This is a genomic window from Streptococcus pseudopneumoniae, from assembly GCF_001070815.1.
Lineage (GTDB): Bacteria > Bacillota > Bacilli > Lactobacillales > Streptococcaceae > Streptococcus > Streptococcus pseudopneumoniae_P.
On record NZ_JVLX01000065.1, the window covers coordinates 1 to 25,605 of the forward strand.

Annotated in this window: 25 protein-coding genes and 1 riboswitch; of the genes, 17 read left to right on the forward strand and 8 right to left on the reverse strand. The window is 42.6% G+C overall.

Annotated elements, in window-relative coordinates:
* The first annotated feature begins 258 nt into the window (after window positions 1-258).
* The 7 genes from ADG81_RS08070 to ADG81_RS08100 all read left to right on the forward strand — a co-directional run bounded on the left by ADG81_RS08070 (window position 259) and on the right by ADG81_RS08100 (window position 6,533).
* Window positions 259-954 (forward strand): AzlC family ABC transporter permease, encoded by a 696-nt coding sequence (locus ADG81_RS08070; protein WP_000659743.1) that lies wholly within the window; start codon window positions 259-261, stop codon window positions 952-954.
* Entirely contained in the window at window positions 944-1,267 is a 324-nt protein-coding gene (locus ADG81_RS08075; protein ID WP_049551427.1) for an AzlD domain-containing protein, read from the forward strand. Before ADG81_RS08070 ends, ADG81_RS08075 begins: the two co-directional genes overlap by 11 nt.
* A gap of 209 nt (window positions 1,268-1,476) precedes the next feature.
* Window positions 1,477-2,307, forward strand: coding sequence for an amino acid ABC transporter substrate-binding protein (locus ADG81_RS08080; RefSeq protein WP_004254995.1), 831 nt, complete (start codon window positions 1,477-1,479; stop codon window positions 2,305-2,307).
* A 153-nt stretch (window positions 2,308-2,460) separates the two neighbouring features.
* Window positions 2,461-3,315, forward strand: a complete 855-nt coding sequence (locus tag ADG81_RS08085) for a MetQ/NlpA family ABC transporter substrate-binding protein (RefSeq protein WP_042751775.1) — start codon at window positions 2,461-2,463, stop codon at window positions 3,313-3,315.
* 96 nt (window positions 3,316-3,411) lie between these two features.
* Complete coding sequence (locus ADG81_RS08090) at window positions 3,412-4,785, forward strand: M20 family metallopeptidase (protein WP_000231807.1); 1,374 nt, start codon at window positions 3,412-3,414, stop codon at window positions 4,783-4,785.
* Entirely contained in the window at window positions 4,778-5,839 is a 1,062-nt protein-coding gene (locus ADG81_RS08095; RefSeq protein WP_000085666.1) for a methionine ABC transporter ATP-binding protein, read from the forward strand. The genes ADG81_RS08090 and ADG81_RS08095 overlap by 8 nt, the downstream gene beginning before the upstream one ends.
* A gap of 1 nt (window position 5,840) precedes the next feature.
* Window positions 5,841-6,533 (forward strand): methionine ABC transporter permease, encoded by a 693-nt coding sequence (locus ADG81_RS08100; protein ID WP_000444647.1) that lies wholly within the window; start codon window positions 5,841-5,843, stop codon window positions 6,531-6,533.
* A gap of 29 nt (window positions 6,534-6,562) precedes the next feature.
* Here the strand turns inward: ADG81_RS08100 and ADG81_RS08105 are convergent, their stop codons facing one another.
* Entirely contained in the window at window positions 6,563-7,132 is a 570-nt protein-coding gene (locus ADG81_RS08105) for an MptD family putative ECF transporter S component (protein WP_049551428.1), read from the reverse strand.
* A 134-nt stretch (window positions 7,133-7,266) separates the two neighbouring features.
* Between ADG81_RS08105 and ADG81_RS08110 the strand changes: the two genes are divergently transcribed.
* The 5 genes from ADG81_RS08110 (at window position 7,267) to nrdI (ending at window position 11,966) form a co-directional block, all read left to right on the forward strand.
* Window positions 7,267-7,881 carry a YesL family protein gene (locus tag ADG81_RS08110; RefSeq protein ID WP_033686148.1) on the forward strand — a complete coding sequence of 205 codons (615 nt, stop codon included), beginning with the start codon at window positions 7,267-7,269 and terminating at the stop codon, window positions 7,879-7,881.
* Window positions 7,859-9,529, forward strand: a complete 1,671-nt coding sequence (locus ADG81_RS08115; protein ID WP_342666360.1) for a sensor histidine kinase — start codon at window positions 7,859-7,861, stop codon at window positions 9,527-9,529. The genes ADG81_RS08110 and ADG81_RS08115 overlap by 23 nt, the downstream gene beginning before the upstream one ends.
* Before the next feature lie 11 nt (window positions 9,530-9,540).
* Window positions 9,541-10,827, forward strand: coding sequence for a response regulator transcription factor (locus ADG81_RS08120; RefSeq protein ID WP_049551429.1), 1,287 nt, complete (start codon window positions 9,541-9,543; stop codon window positions 10,825-10,827).
* A 60-nt stretch (window positions 10,828-10,887) separates the two neighbouring features.
* Window positions 10,888-11,421: an ABC transporter permease gene (locus tag ADG81_RS08125; protein WP_049551430.1), complete on the forward strand. Its 534-nt coding sequence runs from the start codon at window positions 10,888-10,890 to the stop codon at window positions 11,419-11,421.
* A gap of 74 nt (window positions 11,422-11,495) precedes the next feature.
* Complete coding sequence (nrdI, locus tag ADG81_RS08130) at window positions 11,496-11,966, forward strand: class Ib ribonucleoside-diphosphate reductase assembly flavoprotein NrdI (protein WP_000849611.1); 471 nt, start codon at window positions 11,496-11,498, stop codon at window positions 11,964-11,966.
* 179 nt (window positions 11,967-12,145) lie between these two features.
* Here nrdI and ADG81_RS08135 read toward each other — a convergent pair whose 3' ends face one another.
* The 3 genes from ADG81_RS08135 to ADG81_RS08145 form a co-directional block, all read right to left on the reverse strand.
* Window positions 12,146-13,408 (reverse strand): NRAMP family divalent metal transporter, encoded by a 1,263-nt coding sequence (locus ADG81_RS08135; protein ID WP_049551431.1) that lies wholly within the window; start codon window positions 13,406-13,408, stop codon window positions 12,146-12,148.
* 205 nt (window positions 13,409-13,613) lie between these two features.
* Window positions 13,614-14,072, reverse strand: a complete 459-nt coding sequence (locus tag ADG81_RS08140) for a DUF3021 domain-containing protein (RefSeq protein ID WP_049551432.1) — start codon at window positions 14,070-14,072, stop codon at window positions 13,614-13,616.
* Complete coding sequence (locus tag ADG81_RS08145) at window positions 14,069-14,509, reverse strand: LytTR family DNA-binding domain-containing protein (protein ID WP_049551433.1); 441 nt, start codon at window positions 14,507-14,509, stop codon at window positions 14,069-14,071. The genes ADG81_RS08140 and ADG81_RS08145 overlap by 4 nt, the downstream gene beginning before the upstream one ends.
* A 310-nt stretch (window positions 14,510-14,819) precedes the next feature.
* Here ADG81_RS08145 and mutL point away from each other — a divergent pair, with 310 nt between their 5' ends.
* Genes mutL through ADG81_RS08160 form a run of 3 tightly spaced genes read left to right on the forward strand, consistent with a single transcriptional unit; the run spans window position 14,820 to window position 17,951 of the window.
* Complete coding sequence (mutL, locus tag ADG81_RS08150) at window positions 14,820-16,769, forward strand: DNA mismatch repair endonuclease MutL (protein ID WP_049551434.1); 1,950 nt, start codon at window positions 14,820-14,822, stop codon at window positions 16,767-16,769.
* Window positions 16,770-16,784: 15 nt separating this feature from the next.
* Window positions 16,785-17,378 carry a Holliday junction branch migration protein RuvA gene (gene ruvA, locus ADG81_RS08155; protein WP_049551435.1) on the forward strand — a complete coding sequence of 198 codons (594 nt, stop codon included), beginning with the start codon at window positions 16,785-16,787 and terminating at the stop codon, window positions 17,376-17,378.
* Window positions 17,379-17,387: 9 nt separating this feature from the next.
* Window positions 17,388-17,951, forward strand: a complete 564-nt coding sequence (locus tag ADG81_RS08160) for a DNA-3-methyladenine glycosylase I (RefSeq protein WP_049551436.1) — start codon at window positions 17,388-17,390, stop codon at window positions 17,949-17,951.
* Between the two features lie 84 nt (window positions 17,952-18,035).
* Here the strand turns inward: ADG81_RS08160 and ADG81_RS08165 are convergent, their stop codons facing one another.
* The 4 genes from ADG81_RS08165 to ADG81_RS08180 all read right to left on the reverse strand — a co-directional run bounded on the left by ADG81_RS08165 (window position 18,036) and on the right by ADG81_RS08180 (window position 21,215).
* Window positions 18,036-18,299, reverse strand: coding sequence for a SemiSWEET family transporter (locus ADG81_RS08165; RefSeq protein WP_000166114.1), 264 nt, complete (start codon window positions 18,297-18,299; stop codon window positions 18,036-18,038).
* 105 nt (window positions 18,300-18,404) lie between these two features.
* Window positions 18,405-19,439 (reverse strand): S66 family peptidase, encoded by a 1,035-nt coding sequence (locus ADG81_RS08170; protein WP_049551437.1) that lies wholly within the window; start codon window positions 19,437-19,439, stop codon window positions 18,405-18,407.
* A gap of 142 nt (window positions 19,440-19,581) precedes the next feature.
* Window positions 19,582-20,259 carry a DUF1129 domain-containing protein gene (locus ADG81_RS08175; RefSeq protein WP_020900001.1) on the reverse strand — a complete coding sequence of 226 codons (678 nt, stop codon included), beginning with the start codon at window positions 20,257-20,259 and terminating at the stop codon, window positions 19,582-19,584.
* Window positions 20,260-20,270: 11 nt separating this feature from the next.
* On the reverse strand, window positions 20,271-21,215 hold the full coding sequence (locus ADG81_RS08180) for a magnesium transporter CorA family protein (RefSeq protein ID WP_000815623.1): 945 nt from the start codon (window positions 21,213-21,215) through the stop codon (window positions 20,271-20,273).
* A gap of 131 nt (window positions 21,216-21,346) precedes the next feature.
* Here ADG81_RS08180 and uvrA point away from each other — a divergent pair, with 131 nt between their 5' ends.
* Together uvrA and ADG81_RS08190 are read left to right on the forward strand one after the other, a co-directional pair.
* Window positions 21,347-24,178 carry an excinuclease ABC subunit UvrA gene (uvrA, locus tag ADG81_RS08185; protein WP_049551438.1) on the forward strand — a complete coding sequence of 944 codons (2,832 nt, stop codon included), beginning with the start codon at window positions 21,347-21,349 and terminating at the stop codon, window positions 24,176-24,178.
* Window positions 24,171-25,232, forward strand: coding sequence for a M24 family metallopeptidase (locus tag ADG81_RS08190; protein WP_001042845.1), 1,062 nt, complete (start codon window positions 24,171-24,173; stop codon window positions 25,230-25,232). The genes uvrA and ADG81_RS08190 overlap by 8 nt, the downstream gene beginning before the upstream one ends.
* Before the next feature lie 57 nt (window positions 25,233-25,289).
* Window positions 25,290-25,440: riboswitch (M-box (ykoK) riboswitch) on the forward strand.
* Window positions 25,441-25,605 lie beyond the last annotated feature (165 nt).

The window sequence follows — 25,605 nt, forward strand, 5'->3', positions numbered from 1 at the left end:
AAAGGCTCCATAAGATCCATAGGGGATTTACCCACTACAAATATTATAGAGCCACTTTTTTCTCTTTCCTGAATGTGTTATAATAGTCCATGCTATGGCTGGAGCCTTTTCAGCCTACTTATACTCTTCGAAAATCTCTTCAAACTGCGTCAGCTTCTATCTGCAACCTCAAAACAATGTTTTGAGCAACCTGTGGCCAGCTTTCTAGTTTGCTCTTTGATTTTCATTGAGTATTATTAAGACAATATGAGGAGAAAGATGAAAGAAAAAGGATTTTGGGAGGGGGCGCAGGCGGCCATGCCAACGGCCCTTGGTTATGTCAGTATTGGCTTGGCCTGTGGGATTATTGGTGCGCCCTATGTGACACCTGTTGAGATGGGCTTGATGAGCCTCTTTGTTTATGCTGGGAGCGCCCAGTTTGCCATGTTGGCACTGATTGCGGTTCAAGCACCTGTGGCAGCTATTGCTATGACGGTCTTTTTGATTAATTTGCGTCTCTTTTTGTTGAGTTTGCATGCGTCAACCTATTTCCGTCATACCAGTCTCTGGCAAAATATCGGTATGTCTAGTCTCTTGACGGATGAGACTTATGGCGTTTTGATGGGCGAGTTAGCCCATACAGACAAGGTCAATCCTATGTGGATGCACGGAAACAATCTCAACAGCTATGTGGCTTGGTTTGTGGGAACAGTTGTCGGAACGGCTCTGGGTGGTCTGCTGCCAAATCCAGAAATCTTTGGCTTGGATTTTGCCCTGGTTGGGATGTTCATTGGAATTTTTGCTTCGCAATTCCAGATTATGCAAAGACGGATTCCTGTCCGCAATCTGCTCATTATCCTAGCAGTTGTTGCGGTGTCCTTCTTTTTACTCTTGACAGTGGTGTCTCAGTCACTAGCTGTTCTGTTTGCGACGCTACTTGGTTGTACAATGGGGGTGGTATTAGATGGTCAGTAAGTATCTTTTATTAGCAGTTATTTTCTCTGGCTTGGTGACCTGGATTCCCCGTATGATTCCCTTCATCTTGGTCAAGTATAAGGGTTTGCCTGCGATCGTTGAGCGCTTTTTGAAGTTCTTGCCCGTTTCTATTATCTTTGCCTTGATTCTGTCAAGCGTAGTGACAGGCAAGACTGGGAGTCTTCCTCAAATCAAATGGCTGGATTTCTTAGCAGTCTTTCCAACGGCTTGGGTGGCCTTTCGCTACCGTAATCTAGTCGGAACGGTTCTCTTTGGAGTGGTCTTAATTGCAGTCTTGCGTTTGGTCTTTTAATACTCTTCGAAAATCAAATTCAAACCACGTCAGCGTCGCCTTACCGTACTCAAGTACAGCTTGCGGCTAGCTTTCTAGTTTGCTCTTTGATTTTCATTGAGTATAAATTAGCCATAAAGAAAACCTATCACAGAGATAGATATCATATAATGGCGTAAATGGTCTTTTTCTGTTAAGATTATAAGGTATTCTATTTTGGAGGAAATGACATGAAAAAAATCGTTAAATACTCATCTCTTGCTGCCCTAGGGCTTGTTGCTGCAGGTGTGTTAGCAGCTTGCTCAGGTGGTGCTAAGAAAGAAGGAGAAGCAGCTAGCAAGAAAGAAATTATCGTTGCAACTAATGCTACACCAAAACCATTCAACTATGAAGAAAATGGCGAATTGACTGGTTACGAAATTGAAGTGGTTCGCGCTATCTTTAAAGACTCTGACAAGTATGATGTCAAGTTTGAGAAGACAGAGTGGTCAGGAGTCTTTGCAGGACTTGATGCCGACCGTTACAATATGGCTGTTAGCAACATCAGCTACACTAAAGAACGTGCTGAAAAATACCTTTATGCAGCTCCAACTGCTAAAAACCCTAACGTTCTTGTAGTGAAAAAAGATGACCCTAGCATCAAATCGCTTGATGATATCGGTGGAAAATCAACAGAAGTTGTTCAAGGGACAACATCTGCTAAACAGCTAGAAGACTACAACAAACAACATTCAGATAATCCAACTGTCCTAAAGTATACTAAAGCAGACTTCCAACAAATCATGGGACGCTTGAGCGATGGCCAGTTTGACTACAAGATTTTTGATAAAATCGGTGTTGAAACAGTCATCAAGGACCAAGGTTTGGACAACTTGAAAGTGATCGAACTTCCAAGCGACCAACAACCTTATGTTTACCCACTTCTTGCTAAAGGTCAAGATGAGTTGAAAACATTTGTAGACAAACGTATCCAAGAACTCTACAAAGACGGAACTCTTGAAAAATTGTCTAAACAATTCTTTGGAGACACTTATCTACCAGCAGAAGCTGATATTAAATAATTTTTTGAAATCATCCATTCTGCATAAGGTGGATGATTTCTCAGTTTTTAGGGATATAGTTTTAAACTATATATCTGACTATCTAATAACAATTTGTGAAATCAAATAAATTGTGAGATACTAGTACGGTATTATTTTTAAGGAGAAAGAATCATGAAAATCAAAAAATGGCTTGGTGTAGCAGCTCTTGCTACAGTCGCAGGTTTGGCTCTTGCAGCTTGCGGAAATTCAGAAAAGAAAGCAGACAATGCAACAACTATCAAAATCGCAACTGTTAACCGTAGCGGTTCTGAAGAAAAACGTTGGGACAAAATCCAAGAATTGGTTAAAAAAGACGGTATCACTTTGGAATTTACAGAGTTCACAGACTACTCACAACCAAACAAGGCAACTGCTGATGGTGAAGTAGACTTGAACGCTTTCCAACACTACAACTTCTTGAACAACTGGAACAAAGAAAACGGGAAAGACCTTGTAGCGATTGCAGATACTTATATCTCTCCAATCCGCCTTTACTCAGGTTTGAATGGAAGTGACAACAAGTACACTAAAGTAGAAGACATCCCAGCAAACGGAGAAATCGCTGTACCGAACGATGCTACAAACGAAAGCCGTGCGCTTTACTTGCTTCAATCAGCTGGCTTGATTAAATTGGATGTTTCTGGAACTGCTCTTGCAACAGTTGCTAACATCAAAGAAAATCCAAAGAACTTGAAAATCACTGAATTGGACGCTAGCCAAACAGCTCGTTCATTGTCATCAGTTGACGCTGCCGTTGTAAACAATACCTTCGTTACAGAAGCAAAATTGGACTACAAGAAAGCACTTTTCAAAGAACAAGCTGATGAAAACTCAAAACAATGGTACAACATTATCGTTGCGAAAAAAGATTGGGAAACATCACCTAAGGCTGATGCTATCAAGAAAGTGATCGCAGCTTACCATACAGATGAAGTGAAAAAAGTTATCGAAGAAACATCAGACGGTTTGGATCAACCAGTTTGGTAATAAGAAACAGGGAGGTGGGAGAGAGAATTCCACCTCTTGCTTTTGTATAGAGCATGGATTGTCAGGAAGAGTAGTTCATAGAAAGGTAGAGAGAATATGGTTTTTCCTAGCGAACAAGAACAGATTGAAAAATTTGAAAAGGATCATGTAGCCCAGCATTATTTTGAGGTTTTGCGTACCTTGATTTCTAAGAAATCGGTCTTTGCCCAGCAGGTCGGACTTAAGGAAGTCGCAAACTATCTGGGTGAGATTTTCAAACGTGTTGGGGCTGAAGTGGAGATTGATGAGACTTATACGGCGCCCTTTGTCATGGCGCATTTCAAGAGTTCACGTCCAGATGCCAAGACCTTGATTTTCTATAACCACTATGACACTGTGCCAGCGGATGGGGATCAGGTCTGGACAGAGGATCCCTTTACTCTTTCAGTGCGCAATGGCTTCATGTATGGGCGTGGGGTTGACGATGATAAGGGTCATATCACAGCTCGTTTGAGTGCTTTGAGAAAATACATGCAGCACCATGATGATTTGCCTGTCAATATCAGTTTTATCATGGAGGGAGCGGAGGAATCCGCTTCGACAGACCTAGATAAGTATCTGGAAAAGCACGCTGATAAACTCCGTGGAGCAGATTTGTTAGTTTGGGAACAAGGGACCAAGAATGCCTTGGAGCAGCTAGAAATTTCTGGTGGAAATAAGGGGATTGTGACCTTTGATGCCAAGGTAAAAAGTGCGGATGTCGATATCCACTCTAGTTATGGTGGGGTTGTGGAATCAGCTCCTTGGTATCTCCTCCAAGCCCTACAGTCTCTTCGTGCCGCAGATGGCCGTATCTTGGTTGAAGGTTTGTACGAAGAAGTTCAAGAGCCAAATGAACGTGAATTGGCCTTGGTGGATACTTACGCCCAACGAAATCCAGGGGAAATCAGCCAGATTTATGGTTTGGAATTGCCTCTCTTACAAGAGGATCGCGCAGCCTTTCTAAAACGTTTCTTTTTTGAACCTGCTCTCAATATCGAAGGGATTCAGTCAGGTTACCAAGGACAAGGGGTTAAAACGATTTTGCCAGCAGAAGCCAGTGCTAAGCTAGAGGTTCGTTTGGTTCCTGGTCTAGAACCGCATGATGTTCTGGAAAAAATTCGGAAACAGCTAGACAAAAATGGCTTTGATAAGGTAGAATTATACTATACCTTGGGAGAGATGAGTTATCGCAGCGATATGAGCGCACCAGCCATTCTCAATGTAATCGAGTTGGCCAAGAAATTCTATCCACAGGGCGTTTCAGTCTTGCCGACGACAGCGGGGACAGGGCCTATGCATACGGTCTTTGATGCCCTAGAGGTGCCAATGGTGGCCTTCGGTCTAGGAAATGCCAACAGCCGAGACCACGGTGGAGATGAAAATGTGCGAATCGCCGATTACTACACCCATATTGAATTAGTAGAGGAGCTGATTAGAAGCTATGAGTAGAGATATTATCAAGTTAGATCAGATCGATGTGACTTTTCACCAAAAGAAGAGAACCATCACAGCGGTCAAGGATGTGACCATTCACATTCAAGAAGGGGATATCTACGGAATCGTTGGATATTCTGGAGCAGGGAAATCAACCCTTGTACGGGTGATTAATCTCTTGCAAAAACCATCTGCAGGGAAAATTACCATTGACGACGATGTGATTTTTGATGGCAAGGTGACCTTGACGGCTGAGCAGTTGCGTCGTAAACGTCAAGATATCGGAATGATTTTCCAGCATTTTAACCTCATGAGCCAAAAGACAGCAGAGGAGAATGTAGCCTTCGCCCTCAAACACTCTGGACTTAGCAAGGAAGAAAAGAAGGCTAAAGTAGCCAAGTTGTTGGACTTGGTTGGCTTGGCAGACCGTGCTGAAAACTACCCTTCACAACTATCTGGAGGGCAAAAACAGCGTGTGGCCATTGCGCGTGCTTTGGCAAATGATCCAAAAATCTTGATTTCAGACGAGTCAACTTCTGCCCTTGATCCTAAGACAACCAAGCAGATTTTGGCCTTGTTGCAAGATTTGAACCAAAAATTAGGCTTGACTGTTGTCTTGATTACGCATGAAATGCAGATTGTCAAAGACATTGCCAATCGTGTGGCAGTTATGCAGGATGGGCATTTGATTGAAGAGGGCAGTGTCCTTGAAATCTTCTCAGATCCTAAACAACCTTTGACTCAAGACTTTATCTCAACAGCTACAGGTATTGACGAAGCCATGGTCAAAATCGAGAAGCAAGAAATCGTGGAACACTTGTCTGAAAACAGCCTTTTGGTGCAACTCAAGTATGCAGGTGCTTCAACAGACGAGCCACTTTTGAATGAATTGTACAAGCATTATCAAGTAACGGCTAATATCCTCTATGGAAATATCGAAATTCTCGATGGTACTCCTGTTGGAGAATTAGTTGTGGTCTTGTCAGGTGAAAAAGCAGCGTTGGCAGGTGCCCAAGAAGCCATTCGTCAAGCAGGCGTACAACTAAAAGTATTGAAGGGAGGACAGTAAGATGGAATCATTGATTCAAACCTATTTGCCAAATGTCTATAAAATGGGTTGGGCTGGTCAGGCAGGCTGGGGAACAGCCATCTATCTAACTCTTTATATGACAGTTCTTTCTTTCATCATCGGAGGTTTCTTGGGGCTTGTTGCAGGTCTTTTCCTTGTTTTGACAGCGCCAGGTGGTGTCTTGGAAAATAAGGTCGTTTTCTGGATTTTAGATAAGATTACCTCTATTTTCCGTGCGGTACCATTTATCATTCTCTTGGCAGTCTTGTCACCCTTCTCTCATCTAATCGTAGGAACAAGCATTGGTCCAAATGCGGCTATCGTACCGCTATCTTTTGCAGTCTTTGCCTTCTTTGCCCGTCAAGTACAGGTTGTCTTGGCTGAGCTAGATGGTGGTGTTATTGAGGCGGCTCAAGCTAGCGGAGCGACATTCTGGGATATCGTAGGTGTTTACCTATCAGAAGGTCTTCCAGATTTGATCCGTGTGACGACTGTGACCTTGATTTCTCTTGTTGGAGAAACAGCTATGGCTGGTGCGGTTGGAGCTGGTGGTATCGGTAACGTAGCCATCGCTTATGGATTTAACCGTTACAATCACGATGTAACCATCTTGGCAACCATCATTATCATTTTGATTATCTTTGCGATCCAATTCTTGGGAGACTTCTTGACCAAGAAATTGAGCCATAAATAAAAAAGAGCCGCCTGGCTCTTTTTTAGTAATCAGATTTTCTGTGCCAATTTTTTACTCAAGGTTTGTCCAATTAAGGCACCCACTAGGGCTCCGATGACAATACTTGCTATAAATAGAAGGATGGTTCCAGGGTTTGGCGCGACCATGATACGGTCGATATATTCTTGGGATTTTCCTCTTGCTAGAAGGGTTGCCATATAGGCTTTGGGCGCAATCCACATAAGTAAGATTGGGCCAGTTGAGCTGAAGGCAAAAATAATAAAAGAAAGAAAGTTCTTTGTTTGGTCCTTGTATTTTCCGAGGCTAGCTACTGCATCTGCTAGCAGGCCACAGATAATTCCAGGAAGGAAGGCACCGGCACCGTGTTTAGTTCCCAAGAAAAAGAGAGCAATGACAAGGCCGATAGTGGTAATGGCTCCAAAACGTGGAACTTTTGCGATTAGAATCATATAGACGCCACCGCCGACAAGGGCAGTAAAGGCAGGCGCATAAAACATGTTTCCAGTTTGGTCAAAGAGATTGCCCAAAAGGACACCAATCCCCATGCAGAGGAAGTAAAGAACTGCAAAAAGAAGTGTAGTTAAGATAGTTTTTTTCATGAATTGTCTCCTGATAATTTTTTCACAATTCTCATTTTACCATGGTTTGGTGGGATTGTAAATGGATACTAGAAGTTTTTGAAAACGCTTGAAATATGATATAATAGTTTCATAGTTATTTTTAGGGGGATATCATGGGTAGATTTTTAGACTTTGTCTTTAATCGTTTCTTTTTAGGGATGATTGCGACAGCCTTCTTTTGGCTATTAACATTGGCAGGAGGGATTATCCTTGGTCTAGCGCCGGCTAGTGCCACCTTGATGAGTCTATATGCAGAACATGGTTATAGCTTTCGGGAATACAGTTTGAAGGAGGCGTGGTCTCTTTATAAGCAAAATTTCGTCTCAAGCAACCTGATTTTCTATAGCTTTTTAGGGGTGGATCTAGTTTTGCTCTATGGCTTGTATCTCTTGGTACAATTGCCTCATCAGACTATTATTCATTTGATTGCGACCTTTTTGAATGTCCTAGTAGTTGCCCTGATCTTTTTGGCTTATACAGTATCTTTGAAATTACAAGTTTATTTTGATTTGTCCTATCGAAATAGTCTCAAACTATCCTTGATTGGCATCTTTATGAGCCTAGCGGCTGTGGCCAAGGTTCTCCTTGGGACAGTGCTACTTGTGGCAATTGGTTACTATATGCCTGCCCTACTTTTCTTTGTAGGAATTGGGATGTGGCATTTCTTTATCAGTGATATGTTGGAACCGGTCTATGAAAGTATCCATGAAAAATTGGCGACAAAATAGAATGAAGCAGTTTTGGCTACATACGCTTCTAAGAACCTACAGTTCAGTTATGATGATTATTATTGCGAGTTTTGCAATCTTACTCTCTTACGCTGACTGGGATTCACGGGAAAAGGAAGCTCAAAGAGTAGCCCAACGTGTAACCACTCGAACAGTCGATGAGGTGGAGTATTATTATCGGGAGTCAGCCCAACTGGCGCAAGATTTAGTAGCCAATCAAGACCGGATACAAGGGGTTTATAAGTACTTTAGCTTGTCAACTTCTGAGTATTTTTATTGGCTATTGGAGCATCAAGCAGCTTCGTCAACTTCTATTTCTCTGTATGAAAACATTGATGATCTTTATGTCCAAAATGACTCTATAACGGGTGTTGCAATCGTCTTGCAGGATTTTAAAGAAGTTTATGTTTCAACAAGGGATAAAAGAAGTGGTCATGTCTTGCCTGCTGAGGCCTTTAAACCAGAGGCCAATAGTTTTGGCATTCCAGTTCTGGACCCAGCAACGGATCAATCTATAGGAGTGATTTACATCTCCTTGGATCCAGAAGTCTTATATCATGCCATTGACAATACCCGAGGTCATATCCCGATGGCTGTGACTGTGACATCACCATTTGATACGGAGATTTTTCATATTGGTGAGAGGGTCAATAGGGAACATGAGAACTGGTTTGTCGGTTTTACCTCTCATGGATATCAGGTTCAGGTGGCAGTTCCTAAAAACTTTGTTTTACAAGGAACAGTGGCTAGCTCTGCTTTGATTGTGGGCTTGAGCCTTCTCTTTATTGTCATTCTCTATCTGACTTTGAGGAAGACTTTTGCTAATTATCAAAAGCAGGTAGTGGACCTGGTGGATTCCATCCAAGCTATTGCCAAAGGACAAGAAGGTCTTCGCATTGATACGCTTGAAAAGGATCAGGAATTGCTCCTAATCTCGGAGACGACCAATGATATGTTGGATCGCTTGGAAAAGAATATCCATGATATTTATCAGTTAGAGCTTAGTCAAAAAGATGCCAATATGCGGGCCTTGCAGGCGCAAATCAATCCTCACTTCATGTACAATACTCTGGAGTTCTTGCGTATGTACGCAGTCATGCAGAGTCAAGATGAGTTGGCAGATATCATTTATGAGTTTAGTAGTCTCTTGCGTAACAATATTTCCGACGAAAGAGAGACCCTTCTCAAACAGGAATTAGAATTTTGCCGTAAATACAGTTATCTCTGCATGGTTCGCTATCCCAAGTCCATTGCCTATGGTTTCAAGATAGACCCAGAGCTAGAGAATATGAAAATTCCTAAGTTTACCTTGCAACCGCTGGTAGAAAATTATTTCGCGCATGGTGTTGACCACAGACGGACAGATAATGTGATTAGCATCAAGGCGCTTAAACAGGATGGTTTTGTAGAAATTTTGGTGGTCGATAATGGCCGCGGAATGTCGGTTGAAAAACTGACAAGTATTCGAGAAAAATTAAGTCAGAGACATTTTGAACACCAAGCCAGTTACAGTGATCAAAAGCAATCTATCGGGATTGTCAATGTCCATGAGCGTTTTGTGCTCTATTTTGGGGACCGCTATGCTATTACTATAGAGTCTGCAGAGCAAGCAGGTGTTCAGTATCGTATTACAATTCAAGATGAGTAGAAAGGGAGAAAATGTATAAAGTATTATTAGTAGATGATGAGTACATGGTGACAGAAGGTCTGAAACGTTTGATTCCCTTTGATAAGTGGGATATGGAGGTCGTCGCAACAGCCAGTCATGCCGATGAAGCCCTAGAATATGTTCAGGAAAATCCTGTCGATGTGGTCATTTCCGATGTCAATATGCCCGACAAAACAGGGCTTGATATGATTCGGGAGATGAAAGAAATCTTACCAGATGCAGCCTATATCCTGCTTTCAGGTTATCAGGAGTTTGATTATGTAAAAAGAGCAATGAACCTTAGTGTGGTGGACTATTTGGTTAAGCCTGTTGATAAGGTAGAGTTGGGAAATCTGCTGGAGAAGATTGCAGGTCAGCTCGGCGAGAGAGGGAAGAAAAGTCAGACCCTCAGTCAAGATTTAGACGAGGCTGGGTTTGTTAGTTATCTAGGAGGTAAGGAGAATTGGTGGATAGGTCTATCCAAGGAAAAACAAGGCTCCTTCACCATTCCCTACTATGTATTGGGTCAAGACTGGCAGATTTTTATTTCTGATCAACCCCTAGATGGTTTAGTCGTTACTCCCTTTGAAGCTCCTTATCAAGAACACTTTGAACGCTGGAAGCTGAATGCTGAGAAAGCCCTCTTTTACGGTTCTGTAAATCTAAAACAGTCTCAGAGTCTATTTACCTACTACGAACCGATTTATAGGGTTATCATTCAGGGGAATCTCAATCAAATCGTAGAAGAGTTGAACCTCTTGGAGAAGGTGGTTCTTGAAAATACGCCGCGTGTTCCGATTACCAAACAGCTTTTTATCCAGTTTGTCATGGATGTCTTTCATTTGTTTGAACATCTCAAAGCTGATGATATGACGGACATTGTCAAAACCATTCATGCTATTCAATCATTCGATGAACTGGTTCCTTATATCAAGGAAACTCTGACCCGATTCTTTGGACAATATCGTATGAATGAAAATGTGGTTAGTGTGCTAGAAGTCATTGGGCGTGATTATCAAAAAGAACTTTCCCTCAAGGATATCAGTAAGGATCTCTTTATCAATCCTGTCTATCTGGGACAGTTGATTAAGCGAGAAACCAATTCGACCTTTGCTGAATTGCTCAATAAACAACGTATTAAGGCTGCCCAACAACTTTTGCTTTCAACTAGTGACAGTATCGAAGATATTTGTTATGCTGTTGGTTACAGTAATGTTGGATATTTCTATAAAGTGTTCCGAAAATTGTGCGGAAAATCGCCAAAAGCCTACAGAAAACAGGTAGAAACTATACTATAAAATTTGTATCCCTTTACAAAAAGTGCTATAATATCAATAATAATATCAGGAGGTTCTATCATGAAAAAGAAACCGATTTATCTATGGGTCTTGCTAATCTTGTCTGCTCTTATTTCAGCTATGTCTCTGTTTGGAATGTTGAGTCCTTTACCTAGCAAAGAAGCTCTTCGTGCCGCTCAGAAACAAGTTGCAGGGGTCAGTGCTCAGCAATTAGAAGACCAGCTTAATTACACCTATAGAGTAGCAGAATCAACTCATTCTATTTTTAATATGGTCTTGATTGTGCTATCTGCTATTTTAGTGGTAGTAGCGATTGTCTTCCTTGTTCGTAAGAATTTGCAATATGCAAACTATACTTATGTCGGCTATGTTTTGCTAGCCATTATTGGTTCGATTTATAGCTATGTGACTTTACAAGATGCTGTGCAGTTAGTTCACGATGAGACCATGCGTTTAGGGATAAGTGTTATTTCACAAGCCGTTAGCATTCTCTATATCGTCATCAATGTTCTCTTCCTAGCCCTTGTCTTTTACAAGATGTGGCGTCAGCAAAAAGCCTTGGCTGAAGAAGAGGAAACAGAAGATCTTGCCTAAGTATTGACAAAAAAGAACTATCAAGTTACAATCTTGATAGTTCTTTTCGATTATATAAAATGATGGAGGTACATATGAAGACAATTTCTTTAGTTTATATCAGTCTGAGTGGCAATACCGAGAGTTTTGTGACGCGCTTGAAAGATTATCTCTTGTCCCAGTACGAGGGAATTGAGGTTCAAAAGATTCATATCAAGGATTTGGTCAAAGAAGGCCAAGATTTTTATGAAATGGACCATCCCTATGTCGCTTTTTTGCCGACCTACCTAGAAGGTGGGAATGGCGTTGATAACGGAGATGTAGAGATTTTGACGACACCAGTGGGGGATTTTATCGCCTATGGTGACAATGCTAGTAAGTGTTTTGGCGTAGTTGGTTCAGGAAATCGTAACTTTAATAACCAATACTGCCTGACAGCTAAGCAATACAGCCAACGCTTTGGTTTCCCTGTATTGGCTGACTTTGAAATGCGAGGTATGCTGGGAGATATCAAACATGTCGCAGCGATTATTGCAGATTTGTATGAGTTGGAAAGGGAGAATTAATACTCAATATAAGAGGTGGTTGAAGTTGTTCAACTGCTTTTTGAGTATAAACAGTCTTTGAGAACGTAAAAAAGCATAAGTTCAGGTATTCAAAACCTTGTTCTTATGCCTTTTAGCATAGAAATATTGGCTGAATTATCTCTTGAAATGAAACCTTATCTTCATCTAGAGCTTGTTAGTTATCCTGCTTTTCCGATTGCGAGTGCATAGATAAAGAAGATGGCGAAACCAAAGAGGAAAATCAATCCTGCAATGGCAAGGTGTTTGAGCCAAGAAGGAAGATTTTTGTTTTCACGCGTTACCAAGGCGTAATTCAAAAGAGCAAAGAATGGTGTTGTCAGGAAAGAGCCAATCATGGCAAAGCGGAGCATGGTTGACACCTGACCAGCGAAGAATTTGATAATGACGATACCGATGATAGCAGTGATGGTCATCCAGATGTTCAAAGATTTACTATTGTCCTCTTTTTGACGGATTAGCAGTCGGAGAGATTCCTGATTAACGCGAGAATAGCCATCGATAACAGTGATAACTGTTCCAAAGATACACAGGAAAGCAATAAAGGTAATCAAGTAACGGGACCATTCGCCAAGAACAGAGGCATACATGCCCACGAATTGAGAGATGTATTTGGCTGAAGCAGCTTCGACCGCCTGCCCTGTGGGATATTGAATCAGTGCTCCCAATGCTACAAAGAACACAGCTAGGACAGCTGTTCCAATGTAACCAACGTTAAAGTCAAATAGAGCGTCCTCTGTATTAAAGTTGACGGTCTTTTTCTTTTCAGCAGACCAAAGTGAATTGATGGCTGAAATTTCGATAGGAGCCGGCATCCATCCTAAGAGGGAAACGATGAAGGGTAGAGCTGCCATTTGCCAAGGTGTTTTCTCGACAAAATTAGAACTGTATTCTGGATGTTTTACCGCCGCGATAATAACTGCAAGAACAGTTGCAATGGTCAAAGCAGACATTATCCATTTTGCCATGCCGTCTAAGAGTTTGTAGCCTCCAAAGAGTAACATAGCCCAAATGATTGCAACGAGAATGAGGGACCACTGAGTGATGCTAAGTCCAATCATTGGGAAGGCACTGGCGATGATCGCTGAGCACAGAATAGCAACACCAGCTGTGTTGACCATAGCCGAAAAGACATTGAGAATAAAGAAAATCCAGAGATAAAGTTTTCCTTTTTCGACATAACCTTCAACCAAAGTCTTTCCAGTATCAGCTGTGTATTCAGCACCAAAACGGAAAAATGGATATTTAAAGACATTGGCTAAGATGACCAAGAGAAGTAGAGACCAACCGTAAGAACCGCCAGCTTGAGTTGAGGATACAATATGGGAACCGCCAACAGCTGCAGAAGCCATTAGGATTCCAGGCCCCATTGCTTTTAGTTTACTTGCCCAGGTGGATTGATTTAACGAAATAGCTTGCGACATGATAAATACTCCTTTTTGAATTTTCAGAATAATCTGGATATATAATCTATATTCTACAAAAAACTTTGAGAAAATGCAAGATAATCTTGAAAAAAGATAGAAAATTTACAAAGAAAATCTGAAAATAACTGCTGTGATAGCAAGGTACAGCAGGGTAAAGAAAAACCGAGAAGTTTCTTTCTCGGATTTGCTTATTATGAGGTTCTTACTTTCTATGCTCCAAGAGTTGATTGATGTGGTCAACTTTTCTAGCTTCTCTTTTATAGAGAATAGCCCAAATGATGAGGTAGACAATCGCAAACTCGATAATAAGCTGGAGATAGAAGATCCAGTGGAAGGGGAACCAACCTGCCAGGGTTGCTAGTGGGATAAAGCCTACTAGCATGAGGAAGAAATGAGTCAGAGTGGCACGAAGCATGCTCCAGTCACGGCTGAATAAGCGGTTGCCAAAGTTGAAGAGCATACCGATAGATGCCCAGATAAGTGTGCAGTAGAGCAAGACTAGGGCACCGTGAACCTGATGTTGAATCATCGCTTGGCCGATGAGAGAGTAGGGATTTAGGGGTGCGTAGGTACTTGGTGCATAAATGAGTGAAAAGATGATAGAGAGGATGAGGCCGATGAGGACACCAGCAGCTGCGTCGTGAAAGATTTGTTTTTTCATAGTTCTAATTTCTCCTTGATGGTTTTTAGGTAACGGCGTGAAGAGTAGGTGAAGCTTTCATTCTTCAAGAAAATTTCAACTAGACCGTTGGGAGTGAGCTTGAGGTGAGAGATGGAGTCGATATTGATGATTTCTGATTGAGAAATTTGGATAAAATTGGTTGGCAGAATTTCAAGGACTTGATAGAGCCGTAAATCAATGTTGTAGGTCTGACTTGCTGTTTCTGCTAGAACCTTCCGATTCTCGATATAGAAGCGTTGTATCTTACCAATCTTAACTAGATAGACCTGATCATCGATTTTCCCTTTGATTTTTTCTTTTTGATCCAGATTTTCTGCGAACTCGATGACTTTCTGGACTTTATCTGTCGGCTGAGGTGCTTGGACAATCAGTTTTTCCTCCTTGTAAGTCTCACTAATCTGTAGTTCTACTTTCATAAATTTCTCTCCTTGTTTTTCATACAAAATTGTGATCACTTCTTGTACATCTTTATTAATACTCTTCAAAAATCAAATTCAAACCACGTCAGCGTCGTCTTGCCGTACCAAAGTACTGTCTGCGCCTAGCTTTCTAGTTTGCTCTTTGATTTTTATTGAGTATACCACTATTTTATGCCCCCTTGCAAGGGACTTTGTCTATGTGGAGGGATTTGACTCCTATGTGGTGGAGCTTTTCTGTCCTATCTGAAATATGGTATAATAGCACTAATCAATTTCTAGGAAAATAGATACGGAAAGGGGCTGAAAGATGTCTCATATTATTGAATTGCCAGAGGTGCTGGCAAACCAGATCGCGGCAGGAGAGGTCATTGAGCGGCCTGCTAGTGTGGTAAAAGAGTTGGTAGAAAATGCTATTGACGCGGGCTCTAGTCAGATTATCATTGAGATTGAGGAAGCTGGTCTCAAGAAGATTCAAATCACAGATAATGGTCATGGAATTGCCCACGATGAGGTGGAATTGGCCCTGCGTCGCCATGCGACTAGTAAGATAAAAAATCAAGCAGACCTCTTTCGAATTCGCACGCTTGGTTTTCGTGGTGAAGCCCTACCTTCTATCGCTTCTGTTAGTGTTCTGACCCTTTTGACAGCAGTTGAGGGAGCAAGTCATGGAACCAAGTTAGTCGCGCGTGGGGGAGGAGTTGAAGAAGTCATTCCAGCGACTAGTCCTGTGGGGACCAAGGTTTGTGTGGAGGACCTTTTTTTCAACACGCCTGCCCGTCTCAAGTATATGAAGAGCCAGCAAGCGGAGCTGTCTCATATCATTGATATTGTCAATCGTCTGGGTTTGGCCCATCCTGAGATTTCTTTTAGTTTAATCAGTGATGGCAAGGAAATGACACGAACAGCTGGAACTGGTCAACTGCGTCAAGCCATCGCAGGGATTTACGGTTTGGCGAGTGCCAAGAAGATGATTGAAATTGAGAATTCTGACCTTGATTTCGAAATTTCTGGATTTGTATCCTTGCCTGAGTTAACTAGAGCCAATCGCAATTATATCAGCCTCTTCATCAATGGCCGTTATATCAAGAACTTCCTGCTCAATCGTGCAATTCTTGACGGTTATGGTAGTAAACTTATGGTAGGCCGTTTTCCACTGGCTGTCATTCACATCCATATCGACCCTTATCTGGCTGATGTCAATGTGCATCCAACCAAGCAAGAGGTGCGGATTTCTAAGGAAAAAGAACTGATGGCCTTGGTTTCAGAAGCCATTTCCAAGAGTCTAAAGGAGCAGAGTTTGATTCCAGATGCCTTGGAAAATCTTGCCAAGTCTACCGTTAGGAATCGTCAAAAGGTGGAGCAGACCATTCTCCCACTCAAAGAAAATACGCTCTACTATGAGCAAACAGAGCTGACAAGACCTAGCCAAGCTGAGGTGGCTGATTATCAGGTAGAATTGACTGATGCGGGACAAGACTTGACTTTGTTTGCCAAGGAAACCTTGGACCAGCTGACCAAGCCAGCAAAACTGCATTTTGCAGAGAGAAAACCTGCTAACTACGATCAGCTAGATCACCCAGAGTTAGACCTAGCTAGTCTTGATAAGGCATATGACAAGCTGGAGCGAGAAGAATCTTCAAGCTTCCCAGAGTTGGAATTTTTCGGGCAAATGCATGGAACCTATCTCTTTGCCCAAGGGCGAGATGGACTCTACATCATAGACCAACACGCAGCTCAGGAACGGGTTAAGTACGAGGAGTACCGTGAAAGCATTGGCAATGTTGACCAGAGCCAACAGCAACTCCTAGTGCCCTATATCTTTGAATTTCCAGCAGATGATGCTCTGCGTCTCAAGGAAAGAATGGCACTTTTGGAGGAAGTGGGCGTCTTTCTAGCAGAGTACGGGGAAAATCAATTTATCCTACGTGAACATCCTATTTGGATGGCAGAAGAAGAGATTGAATCAGGCATCTATGAGATGTGCGACATGCTCCTTTTGACCAAGGAAGTTTCTATCAAGAAATACCGAGCAGAGCTGGCTATTATGATGTCCTGCAAGCGGTCTATCAAGGCCAACCATCGTATCGATGATCATTCAGCTAGACAGCTCCTTTATCAGCTCTCTCGATGTGATAATCCCTACAACTGTCCCCACGGACGTCCTGTTTTGGTGCATTTTACCAAGTCGGATATGGAAAAGATGTTCCGACGTATTCAGGAAAATCACACCAGTCTCCGTGAGTTGGGGAAATATTAAACTAAAAGGAAAACTATGTACGAATATTTAAAAGGAATCATTACTAAAATCACTGCTAAATACATTGTTCTTGAAGTCAATGGTATCGGCTATATCCTGCATGTGGCTAATCCTTATGCCTACTCAGGACAAGTCAAACAAGAAGCTCAAATTTATGTGCATCAGGTCGTGCGTGAGGATGCCCATCTACTTTATGGATTTCGCTCAGAAGACGAGAAAAAGCTCTTTCTCAGTCTGATTTCGGTTTCTGGGATTGGTCCTGTGTCAGCTCTTGCTATTATTGCTGCTGATGACAATGCTGGCCTGGTTCAAGCCATCGAAACCAAGAACATTACCTACTTGACCAAGTTCCCTAAAATTGGTAAGAAAACAGCCCAGCAGATGGTGCTGGACTTGGAAGGTAAGGTAGTAGTTGCAGGAGATGACCTTCCTGCTAAGGTGGTAGTTCAAGCAAGTGCTGAAAACCAAGAATTGGAAGAAGCTATGGAAGCCATGCTGGCACTGGGCTACAAGGCAACCGAACTCAAGAAAATCAAGAAATTCTTTGAAGGAACGACAGATACAGCTGAGAACTATATCAAGTCTGCCCTTAAAATGTTGGTCAAATAGGAGCAGAGCATGACAAAACGTTGTTCGTGGGTCAAGATGACCAATCCGCTCTACATTGCCTATCATGATGAGGAGTGGGGCCACCCCCTCCATGATGATCAAGCATTGTTTGAGTTGTTGTGTATGGAAACCTATCAGGCAGGCCTGTCTTGGGAAACGGTACTAAACAAACGCCAAGCTTTCCGAGAAGCATTTCATGGCTATCAAATTCAAGCAGTCGCAGATATGACCGACACCGAATTGGAAGCCTTGCTGGATAATCCAGCTATCATTCGAAATAGAGCCAAAATTTTTGCTACACGCTCTAATGCCCAAGCATTTTTACAAGTCCAGGAAATCTACGGCTCTTTTGATACTTATCTCTGGTCTTTTGTTGAGGGGAAAACTATCGTTAACGATGTTCCCGATTACCGCCAAGCCCCAGCTAAAACAACTTTGTCTGAGAAATTAGCCAAAGATCTCAAAAAACGAGGTTTCAAGTTCACAGGCCCAGTCGCCGTCTTGTCTTTTCTACAGGCAGCAGGGCTAGTTGATGACCACGAGAATGATTGTGAGTGGAAAGGCGGTTATTAGTGAGTACAGGTAACTAGAATATCTGAGAATATAGAAAAAAGCTGAGAAATTTATCTCAGCTTTTTATACATACTAGTATATTTGTTAGAGTGAAGTCAGAAAAGTGATTCCACCTAAAATAACACCGGCTGAATTTGGAATGATTAGTATCCAATCCTTCTTAGGTTCCTTTGTCCATCCATAAATAACCCAGATTAAGCAAGATATAGCAGCTGATAAAGGTTGAAATGGTTGAGCTTTATTTCCCTGTAAATTAGCGATAATTTGAGGTATGTAGGCAATAAATACTATAATTCCAATAAAGGCACCAATAGAACCTACGATTCGATTAATTTTTTGTTTTGTCATATACACCTCCTTCAAAAGGATATCATAGAAATTAGCGAAATGCAATAAATTCAGATACAAATTGTAACGAAAACGAATACAAAAGCACAAAAATAGAGAAACTATTTATTTTTTGTTATAGTCAAAGCGAATGACTTGCTCCTTTGCATCTACATGGGCATGGACTCCGAAGGGTACAATTGCTCTCGGAGTTGCGTGGCCGACATTTAGATTATAGACAATCGGGATATTGCTGTCAATAATATCCAATAGTGCCTCTTTATAGTCGTCATAGAAAGATTCATCAATAGGTTTTCCGACCAGGAGTCCACTGATGGCCTCGAATATGCCAGTGTCCTTTACAGTCCGCAACATCTTTTTGAAGTCTTCCGGCTCAGGCTTTTCTTCGCTTGTTTCTAGCAAGAGGAGTTTTCCTTCCCAGTCTGACAAGTCAGGGAAAAGTTTGTATTTTTGGCAGAGCTCCGTGCTATCTGCGTATCGAGAGTTGTCAAAGATATCGTAGAGGGATTCGAGGCAACCACCGAGGATTTTTCCCTCGAACTGGGCATTTCCTTGCAACAACTCAAAACCGGTATTTGCATGACTGACACGGGGTGTCCCCAGAGCCTTGGGACTGAAGTCAGTCCTTTCATCATACCAAACGTCACTAGGGCGGATTTCTGAGATTCTTCCCGTCTCAATCAATTCTTTAAAGTAGTGAAGGCTATAGGCTAGCATTTCCTTGTCCAATTCACAAATGTCTGCTAAAAAGGATTGCCCATAAAAAGTCTTGATTCCTAGTTTATGCAACATGAGATGGTTCATGGTTGTATCCGAGAAGCCAAGAAAAATTTTTTGTTTGATAACCTTTTGGAGTTGGTCATTTTCAAAAAGATAAGGTAGTAAGCGATAGGTATCGTCTCCACCGATGGCACATAGGATCATATCGATACTATCATCAGAAAAGGCATGAATCAAATCCTCTGCACGAGCTTCAGGATGGTTCTTGATAAAGTCTAATCCATTTAGCGAATGGGGCAAAAAGATAGGATTGAGTCCCAGGTCCTTGAGACGTTGGACACCCAAGTCCACTTCGTGTTTGACAAAGTCCTCTCCGATAATGCCACTAGATAAACTAACAATACCAATAGTAGAAATCATATTTTATCCCCCTAGAAATAGATTGAGCCTATTTTATCACAAAAAGATTAGATAGAGCTATGTGGGATGTCAGAAGAATACTTTAAAATCAAAAAAGTAAGTGAAAAAGCAACCGCGCCTGCAGTTGCTTTTATGATTCTTCTTAATAACGTGTTGGTCCTGCACTTGCGCTGCGGATATTCAAGCGTTTCTTGAGATAGAAGCGAAGGGCTAGGAGGGCTGCTCCGATGATAGCCAATGGCAATGGAGCCAGTACTGGGTTAAGGCTAGCTGGTAGGAAGCTTGTTGCAAAGAAGACAAGCAACCAAAGGAACATAGAAGCTAGGATAACCAGTACAGATTTCCAGAAAGGTGGACGTTGACTGCGGTCCATATCTGGTCCATAGTATTGGTAAACAAAGTAGTACATCAAGTAGAAGGCAAATCCACCAACCAGTCCAACTAATAGGAGAGTGACAAATCCATAGCCGAAAGCTTGATCTGCCGCAAAGAAAGTTGTGAGGGCGCTGACGAGGGCAAAGAGGCTAGTGATGAAAAGGGCTGAGTCCATAATCATGAGTTTTGGATCATCATTTTCTTTTGGATGCTCTTTTTCATATTGTTCCTTGACAGTGAAACTATGAGCCCAGTGGGTCGGTGCGCCATAGAGGGAACGAGCAGTCGTACCCTTGGCTTGCTCCTCAAGGATTTGGGGAATAACTTCCTCAAAGATAGCCTTGATTTCAGCGTCTGTTTTTCCATCTTTGATGAATTGTTGGGTAGCGATGTGGATAAACTCTTGGTTTTTCTTTGTTAATTTTTGTAGATCAATCTGAGACATAGGAACTCCTCTTAGAACCATTTTTTATGGATGAGATAGAGAGTGAGCGAGACACTCATAGCAAAAGCGATAAAGACGATTAACCAGAAGGCATTCGGCTCGCCGTTTAGGGGGATTTCATTATCCTTAAAGTTCATCCCGTAGGCAGAAAAGACCATGGTTGGGATGGACATGACGATGGTCACAAGGGCCAAGGTTTTCATAATGTTGTTCTGGTTGTTAGAAATGATAGAGGCGAAGGTCTCTGTCATAGAATGCAAGACGTTTCCATAAATGTCTGCCATCTCGATGGCCTGTTGGGTTTCAATCAGGGTGTCTTCAAGCAGGTCTTCGTCCTCAAGGTATTTCTTGATATTGCTGGTTGAGCTGGTTAATTTCTTAATCACGCGCTCATTTGTTTTGAGGGAGGCCTTGAAATAGACGATGGTTTTTTCCAATTCCATGAGCTCAATCAATTCTTCATTACGAGTTGATTGATGCAGTTGACTTTCAATCTGTTCACTCTTACGGTCAATCGAACGAAGGGCTGTTAGGTAAAGTTCTGCATTGCGATAGAGAATCTGGAAGATAAAACGTGAGCGCATGAAGGTATAGAAATTACGCAAGCGACGGTTGATAAAGACATCGAGGACCGGTAATGGTTCCAAACAAGTAGTGATAATGGTTTCCTCAGTGATGATAATACCAAGCGGGATGGTGACGTAGTAGGTGCGGTTATTTCTTTCTTCTGTGACCGGCACGTCCACGATGATCAAAGTATACTCATCTTCGATGGTAATACGAGACATTTCTTCCGCATCGAGTGGTGCACGAAGGTCGGCAATATCGATATCGAAGGCGTTGGCGATTTCGAGTGATTCATTTTGAGTCGGATTAACGAGATTGATCCAAGTACCCGGTTCAAGCGTATCGATCTCTTTAAATTCAGTTGTTGTAGAGAGAAAAACTTGTTTCATATCCCTTATCCTTTCTCATTTTTCAGATTTTTTCACACCGTACTATTATACTACAAATTCAGCCTTTTGGGTAATAGAATCTCACTTTTTTTGGTATAATGGTAAGCAATAATGGACTAGAAAGAACAAAGATGCAAGATAAAATTGTCATTCATGGGGCGCGTGCCCATAATTTAAAAAATATTGATGTGGAGATTCCGCGAGACAAGTTGGTTGTCGTGACAGGTTTGTCAGGTTCAGGGAAATCCAGTCTGGCCTTCGATACCCTCTATGCTGAGGGACAACGCCGCTATGTGGAGAGTTTGTCAGCCTATGCTCGTCAGTTTTTGGGAAATATGGAGAAGCCTGATGTAGATGCCATTGATGGCCTCAGCCCAGCTATTTCCATCGACCAGAAAACGACTAGCAAAAACCCTCGCTCGACGGTGGGAACAACGACTGAAATCAATGACTATTTGCGTCTCCTTTATGCGCGTGTGGGGACGCCTTACTGTATCAACGGGCATGGAGCTATCAAGGCCTCTTCGGTGGAGCAAATCGTGGATAAGGTTTTGGAGTTACCTGAACGCCAGCGCTTGCAGATTTTGGCCCCTGTCATCCGCAAGAAAAAAGGCCAACATAAGAGTGTTATTGAGAAGGTTCAGAAAGACGGTTATGTTCGTGTCCGTGTGGATGGGGAAGTCTATGATGTGACCGAAGTGCCAGAGTTATCTAAGAGCAAGCAACACAATATCGATGTCGTGGTTGACCGTATTGTTATTAAGGAGGGTATCCGTAGTCGTCTCTTTGATTCCATTGAGGCTGCCCTTCGTATCGCAGAAGGATATGTCATTATCGACACCATGGACGACTCTGAGTTGCTCTTCTCTGAGCATTATGCCTGCCCAGTTTGTGGCTTTACTGTTCCAGAGTTAGAGCCACGTCTCTTCTCATTCAATGCTCCTTTTGGCTCTTGTAGTGAGTGTGACGGTTTGGGAATCAAGCTGGAGGTGGATACTGATTTGGTAGTACCAGATGCCAGCAAAACCTTACGTGAGGGAGCGCTAGCACCTTGGAATCCTATCTCATCTAACTACTATCCAAATATGCTAGAGCAGGCCATGACGGCCTTTGGAGTGGATATGGATAAGCCTTTTGAGGACTTGTCAGAAGAGGATAAGAACTTGATTCTCTATGGGTCTGATGGCAAGGAATTCCATTTCCACTATGAGAATGAATTTGGTGGCGTGCGCGATATTGACATTCCTTTTGAGGGAGTTGTCAATAATATCAAACGTCGCTATCACGAGACAAACAGCGATTACACGCGCACCCAGATGCGTCTCTACATGAATGAGCTGACCTGCGGAACCTGTCATGGCTATCGTCTCAATGACCATGCCTTGTCTGTCCGTGTGGGTAGCGAGCAAGGGCCACATATCGGAGAAATCTCAGACCTGTCTATCGCAGACCACTTGGACTTGGTGAACCAGTTGACCTTGTCTGAAAATGAATCCATCATTGCTCGCCCCATTCTAAAGGAAATAAAGGACCGCTTGACCTTCCTTAATAACGTGGGTCTAAACTATCTGACGCTGTCGCGTTCGGCAGGTACCCTTTCAGGTGGGGAAAGTCAGCGTATTCGCTTGGCAACCCAGATTGGTTCCAACCTATCAGGCGTCCTCTATATCCTAGATGAGCCGTCAATCGGTCTTCATCAGAGGGACAATGATCGTCTGATTGCCAGTCTCAAAAAGATGCGTGACTTGGGCAATACTCTCATCGTGGTGGAACATGATGAAGATACCATGCGTGAGGCGGATTATCTGATTGACGTTGGTCCTGGTGCTGGTGTTTTTGGTGGGGAGATTGTTGCGGCAGGTACGCCTAAGCAGGTAGCTCGTAACAGTAAGTCTATCACAGGCCAGTACTTATCAGGCAAACGTGCTATTCCAGTGCCAACAGAGCGCCGTGCCGGAAATGGTCGTTTTATCGAAGTGATAGGAGCGCGTGAGAACAACCTGCAAAATATCACTGCTCGCTTCCCACTAGGAAAATTCATTGCGGTGACAGGGGTATCAGGTTCAGGGAAATCGACCCTAATCAATAGCATTCTCAAAAAAGCTATTGCCCAGAAGCTCAACCGTAATTCAGACAAACCTGGTAAATTTAAGACTATTACAGGGATTGAGCATGTCGACCGCTTGATTGATATTGACCAGAGCCCTATCGGACGGACGCCGAGGTCCAACCCAGCTACCTATACAGGTGTCTTTGACGATATACGTGACCTTTTTGCTCAAACAAACGAAGCCAAGATTCGTGGTTACAAGAAGGGGCGCTTCAGTTTTAACGTCAAGGGTGGTCGTTGCGAAGCCTGCTCAGGTGACGGGATCATCAAGATTGAGATGCACTTCTTGCCAGATGTTTATGTGGCTTGTGAAGTCTGCCACGGAACCCGCTACAATAGTGAAACCCTAGAAGTTCATTACAAGGAAAAAAATATCTCGCAGGTCTTGGATATGACCGTCAACGATGCAGTGGAATTCTTCCAACATATTCCAAAGATTCAACGTAAACTTCAGACCATCAAGGATGTGGGACTGGGCTATGTGACGCTAGGGCAACCAGCTACCACTCTTTCTGGGGGAGAAGCCCAGCGTATGAAGCTGGCTAGCGAACTCCACAAACGCTCGACAGGCAAGTCATTCTATATTCTGGATGAACCGACGACAGGACTCCATACAGAGGATATCGCTCGCTTGCTCAAGGTTTTAGCTCGCTTTGTTGACGATGGCAATACAGTCCTTGTTATCGAGCACAATTTAGACGTTATCAAGACAGCAGACCATATTATTGACTTGGGACCTGAGGGCGGTGTCGGTGGTGGAACCATCATCGCAACAGGAACTCCAGAAGAAGTAGCGGCCAATGAAGCCAGCTACACAGGACAGTATTTGAAAGGAAAGTTACATCATGAATAAACGTGTACAAGCATTTCTAGCTAAAATGCAAGAAAAAGAACTAGATGGCATCATCATCAATAACCTTAAAAACGTCTATTACCTTACTGGTTTTTGGGGCTCAAACGGAACAGTCTTTATCAGCCGTGACCGTCAGGTCTTGGTGACAGACTCTCGCTATATCATTGCAGCTAAGCAAGAAACCAGTGGCTTTGAGATTGTGGCAGACCGTGATGAATTGGCTGTCATTGCAGGAATTGTCAAGGACATGGGCTTGTCTCGTATCGGTTTTGAAGATGAGATTTCAGTGTCTTATTATCACCGTATGCAGGCAACCTTTGAAGGAATTGACTTGCTTCCACAAACTCAGTTTGTCGAAGGTCTTCGAATGATTAAGGACGAGGCAGAGATTGCAGCTATTCGCAAGGCTTGTTCTATCTCAGACCAAGCTTTCCGCGATGCGCTTGACTTTATCAAACCAGGAAAGACTGAGATTGAGATTGCCAACTTCCTTGACTTCCGTATGCGTGAGTTGGGAGCATCTGGCTTGTCTTTTGATACGATTCTAGCTAGTGGTATCAACTCTTCCAAACCTCATGCTCATCCTATGCACAAACCAGTGGAGCTGGGAGAAGCCATTACTATGGACTTCGGTTGCCTTTATGACCACTATGTCAGTGATATGACACGGACTATCTATCTGGGGCATGTCAGCGACGAGCAGGCGGAGATTTACAATACGGTTTTGAAAGCCAACCAAGCCTTGATTGACCAGGCTAAGGCAGGATTAGGTTTCCGAGACTTTGACAAAATCCCTCGTGATATTATTATCGAGGCGGGCTATGGCGACTACTTTACCCACGGTATTGGACACGGTATTGGGCTGGATATTCATGAGGAACCTTACTTTAGCCAAACTTCTACAGAAATTATTAAGGCAGGTATGGCCTTAACCGATGAACCAGGTATCTATATAGAAGGCAAATACGGTGTTCGTATCGAGGATGATATCTTGATTACAGAGACCGGTTGTGAATTGTTGACCCTAGCTCCAAAAGAGTTGATAGTTATCTAAGAGTTAAACAACTCAAATGATTGACTTTTAAATTTTAAAGGTTTATACTGAAAAACGAAAACGGTAGGTGAGGCTACCATAGGGATACGGATGACTACCGCAAAGCAGTGGAGACACTACTCGTTGGTCAACAGTCCTGGTCGCGAAGGCCAAGACTAAGCTCATTACATTGCCCTATGGAGTTAAAGCTTGAACGAAAAACAGATAATTAGTTTTTTAATCCTGCCATTTTATGGTGGGATTTTCTACTGTTTAAATCAAAGAAAGGAGATAGACGATGCAAATTGACGATCATCCGGAACCGCACATACACAGCCAATCGCTGATTTGTGTCGTTCTGCCCTTATAAAGTGATTGGTCTCTGTGTATGAAA

Coding starts and splice junctions, on each gene's coding strand:
- ADG81_RS08070 (WP_000659743.1), top strand. CDS start 259: ATGAAAGAAAAAGGATTTTGGGAGGGGGCGCAGGCGGCCATGCCAACG.
- ADG81_RS08075 (WP_049551427.1), top strand. CDS start 944: ATGGTCAGTAAGTATCTTTTATTAGCAGTTATTTTCTCTGGCTTGGTG.
- ADG81_RS08080 (WP_004254995.1), top strand. CDS start 1,477: ATGAAAAAAATCGTTAAATACTCATCTCTTGCTGCCCTAGGGCTTGTT.
- ADG81_RS08085 (WP_042751775.1), top strand. CDS start 2,461: ATGAAAATCAAAAAATGGCTTGGTGTAGCAGCTCTTGCTACAGTCGCA.
- ADG81_RS08090 (WP_000231807.1), top strand. CDS start 3,412: ATGGTTTTTCCTAGCGAACAAGAACAGATTGAAAAATTTGAAAAGGAT.
- ADG81_RS08095 (WP_000085666.1), top strand. CDS start 4,778: ATGAGTAGAGATATTATCAAGTTAGATCAGATCGATGTGACTTTTCAC.
- ADG81_RS08100 (WP_000444647.1), top strand. CDS start 5,841: ATGGAATCATTGATTCAAACCTATTTGCCAAATGTCTATAAAATGGGT.
- ADG81_RS08105 (WP_049551428.1), bottom strand. CDS start 7,132: ATGAAAAAAACTATCTTAACTACACTTCTTTTTGCAGTTCTTTACTTC.
- ADG81_RS08110 (WP_033686148.1), top strand. CDS start 7,267: ATGGGTAGATTTTTAGACTTTGTCTTTAATCGTTTCTTTTTAGGGATG.
- ADG81_RS08115 (WP_342666360.1), top strand. CDS start 7,859: ATGAAAAATTGGCGACAAAATAGAATGAAGCAGTTTTGGCTACATACG.
- ADG81_RS08120 (WP_049551429.1), top strand. CDS start 9,541: ATGTATAAAGTATTATTAGTAGATGATGAGTACATGGTGACAGAAGGT.
- ADG81_RS08125 (WP_049551430.1), top strand. CDS start 10,888: ATGAAAAAGAAACCGATTTATCTATGGGTCTTGCTAATCTTGTCTGCT.
- nrdI (WP_000849611.1), top strand. CDS start 11,496: ATGAAGACAATTTCTTTAGTTTATATCAGTCTGAGTGGCAATACCGAG.
- ADG81_RS08135 (WP_049551431.1), bottom strand. CDS start 13,408: ATGTCGCAAGCTATTTCGTTAAATCAATCCACCTGGGCAAGTAAACTA.
- ADG81_RS08140 (WP_049551432.1), bottom strand. CDS start 14,072: ATGAAAAAACAAATCTTTCACGACGCAGCTGCTGGTGTCCTCATCGGC.
- ADG81_RS08145 (WP_049551433.1), bottom strand. CDS start 14,509: ATGAAAGTAGAACTACAGATTAGTGAGACTTACAAGGAGGAAAAACTG.
- mutL (WP_049551434.1), top strand. CDS start 14,820: ATGTCTCATATTATTGAATTGCCAGAGGTGCTGGCAAACCAGATCGCG.
- ruvA (WP_049551435.1), top strand. CDS start 16,785: ATGTACGAATATTTAAAAGGAATCATTACTAAAATCACTGCTAAATAC.
- ADG81_RS08160 (WP_049551436.1), top strand. CDS start 17,388: ATGACAAAACGTTGTTCGTGGGTCAAGATGACCAATCCGCTCTACATT.
- ADG81_RS08165 (WP_000166114.1), bottom strand. CDS start 18,299: ATGACAAAACAAAAAATTAATCGAATCGTAGGTTCTATTGGTGCCTTT.
- ADG81_RS08170 (WP_049551437.1), bottom strand. CDS start 19,439: ATGATTTCTACTATTGGTATTGTTAGTTTATCTAGTGGCATTATCGGA.
- ADG81_RS08175 (WP_020900001.1), bottom strand. CDS start 20,259: ATGTCTCAGATTGATCTACAAAAATTAACAAAGAAAAACCAAGAGTTT.
- ADG81_RS08180 (WP_000815623.1), bottom strand. CDS start 21,215: ATGAAACAAGTTTTTCTCTCTACAACAACTGAATTTAAAGAGATCGAT.
- uvrA (WP_049551438.1), top strand. CDS start 21,347: ATGCAAGATAAAATTGTCATTCATGGGGCGCGTGCCCATAATTTAAAA.
- ADG81_RS08190 (WP_001042845.1), top strand. CDS start 24,171: ATGAATAAACGTGTACAAGCATTTCTAGCTAAAATGCAAGAAAAAGAA.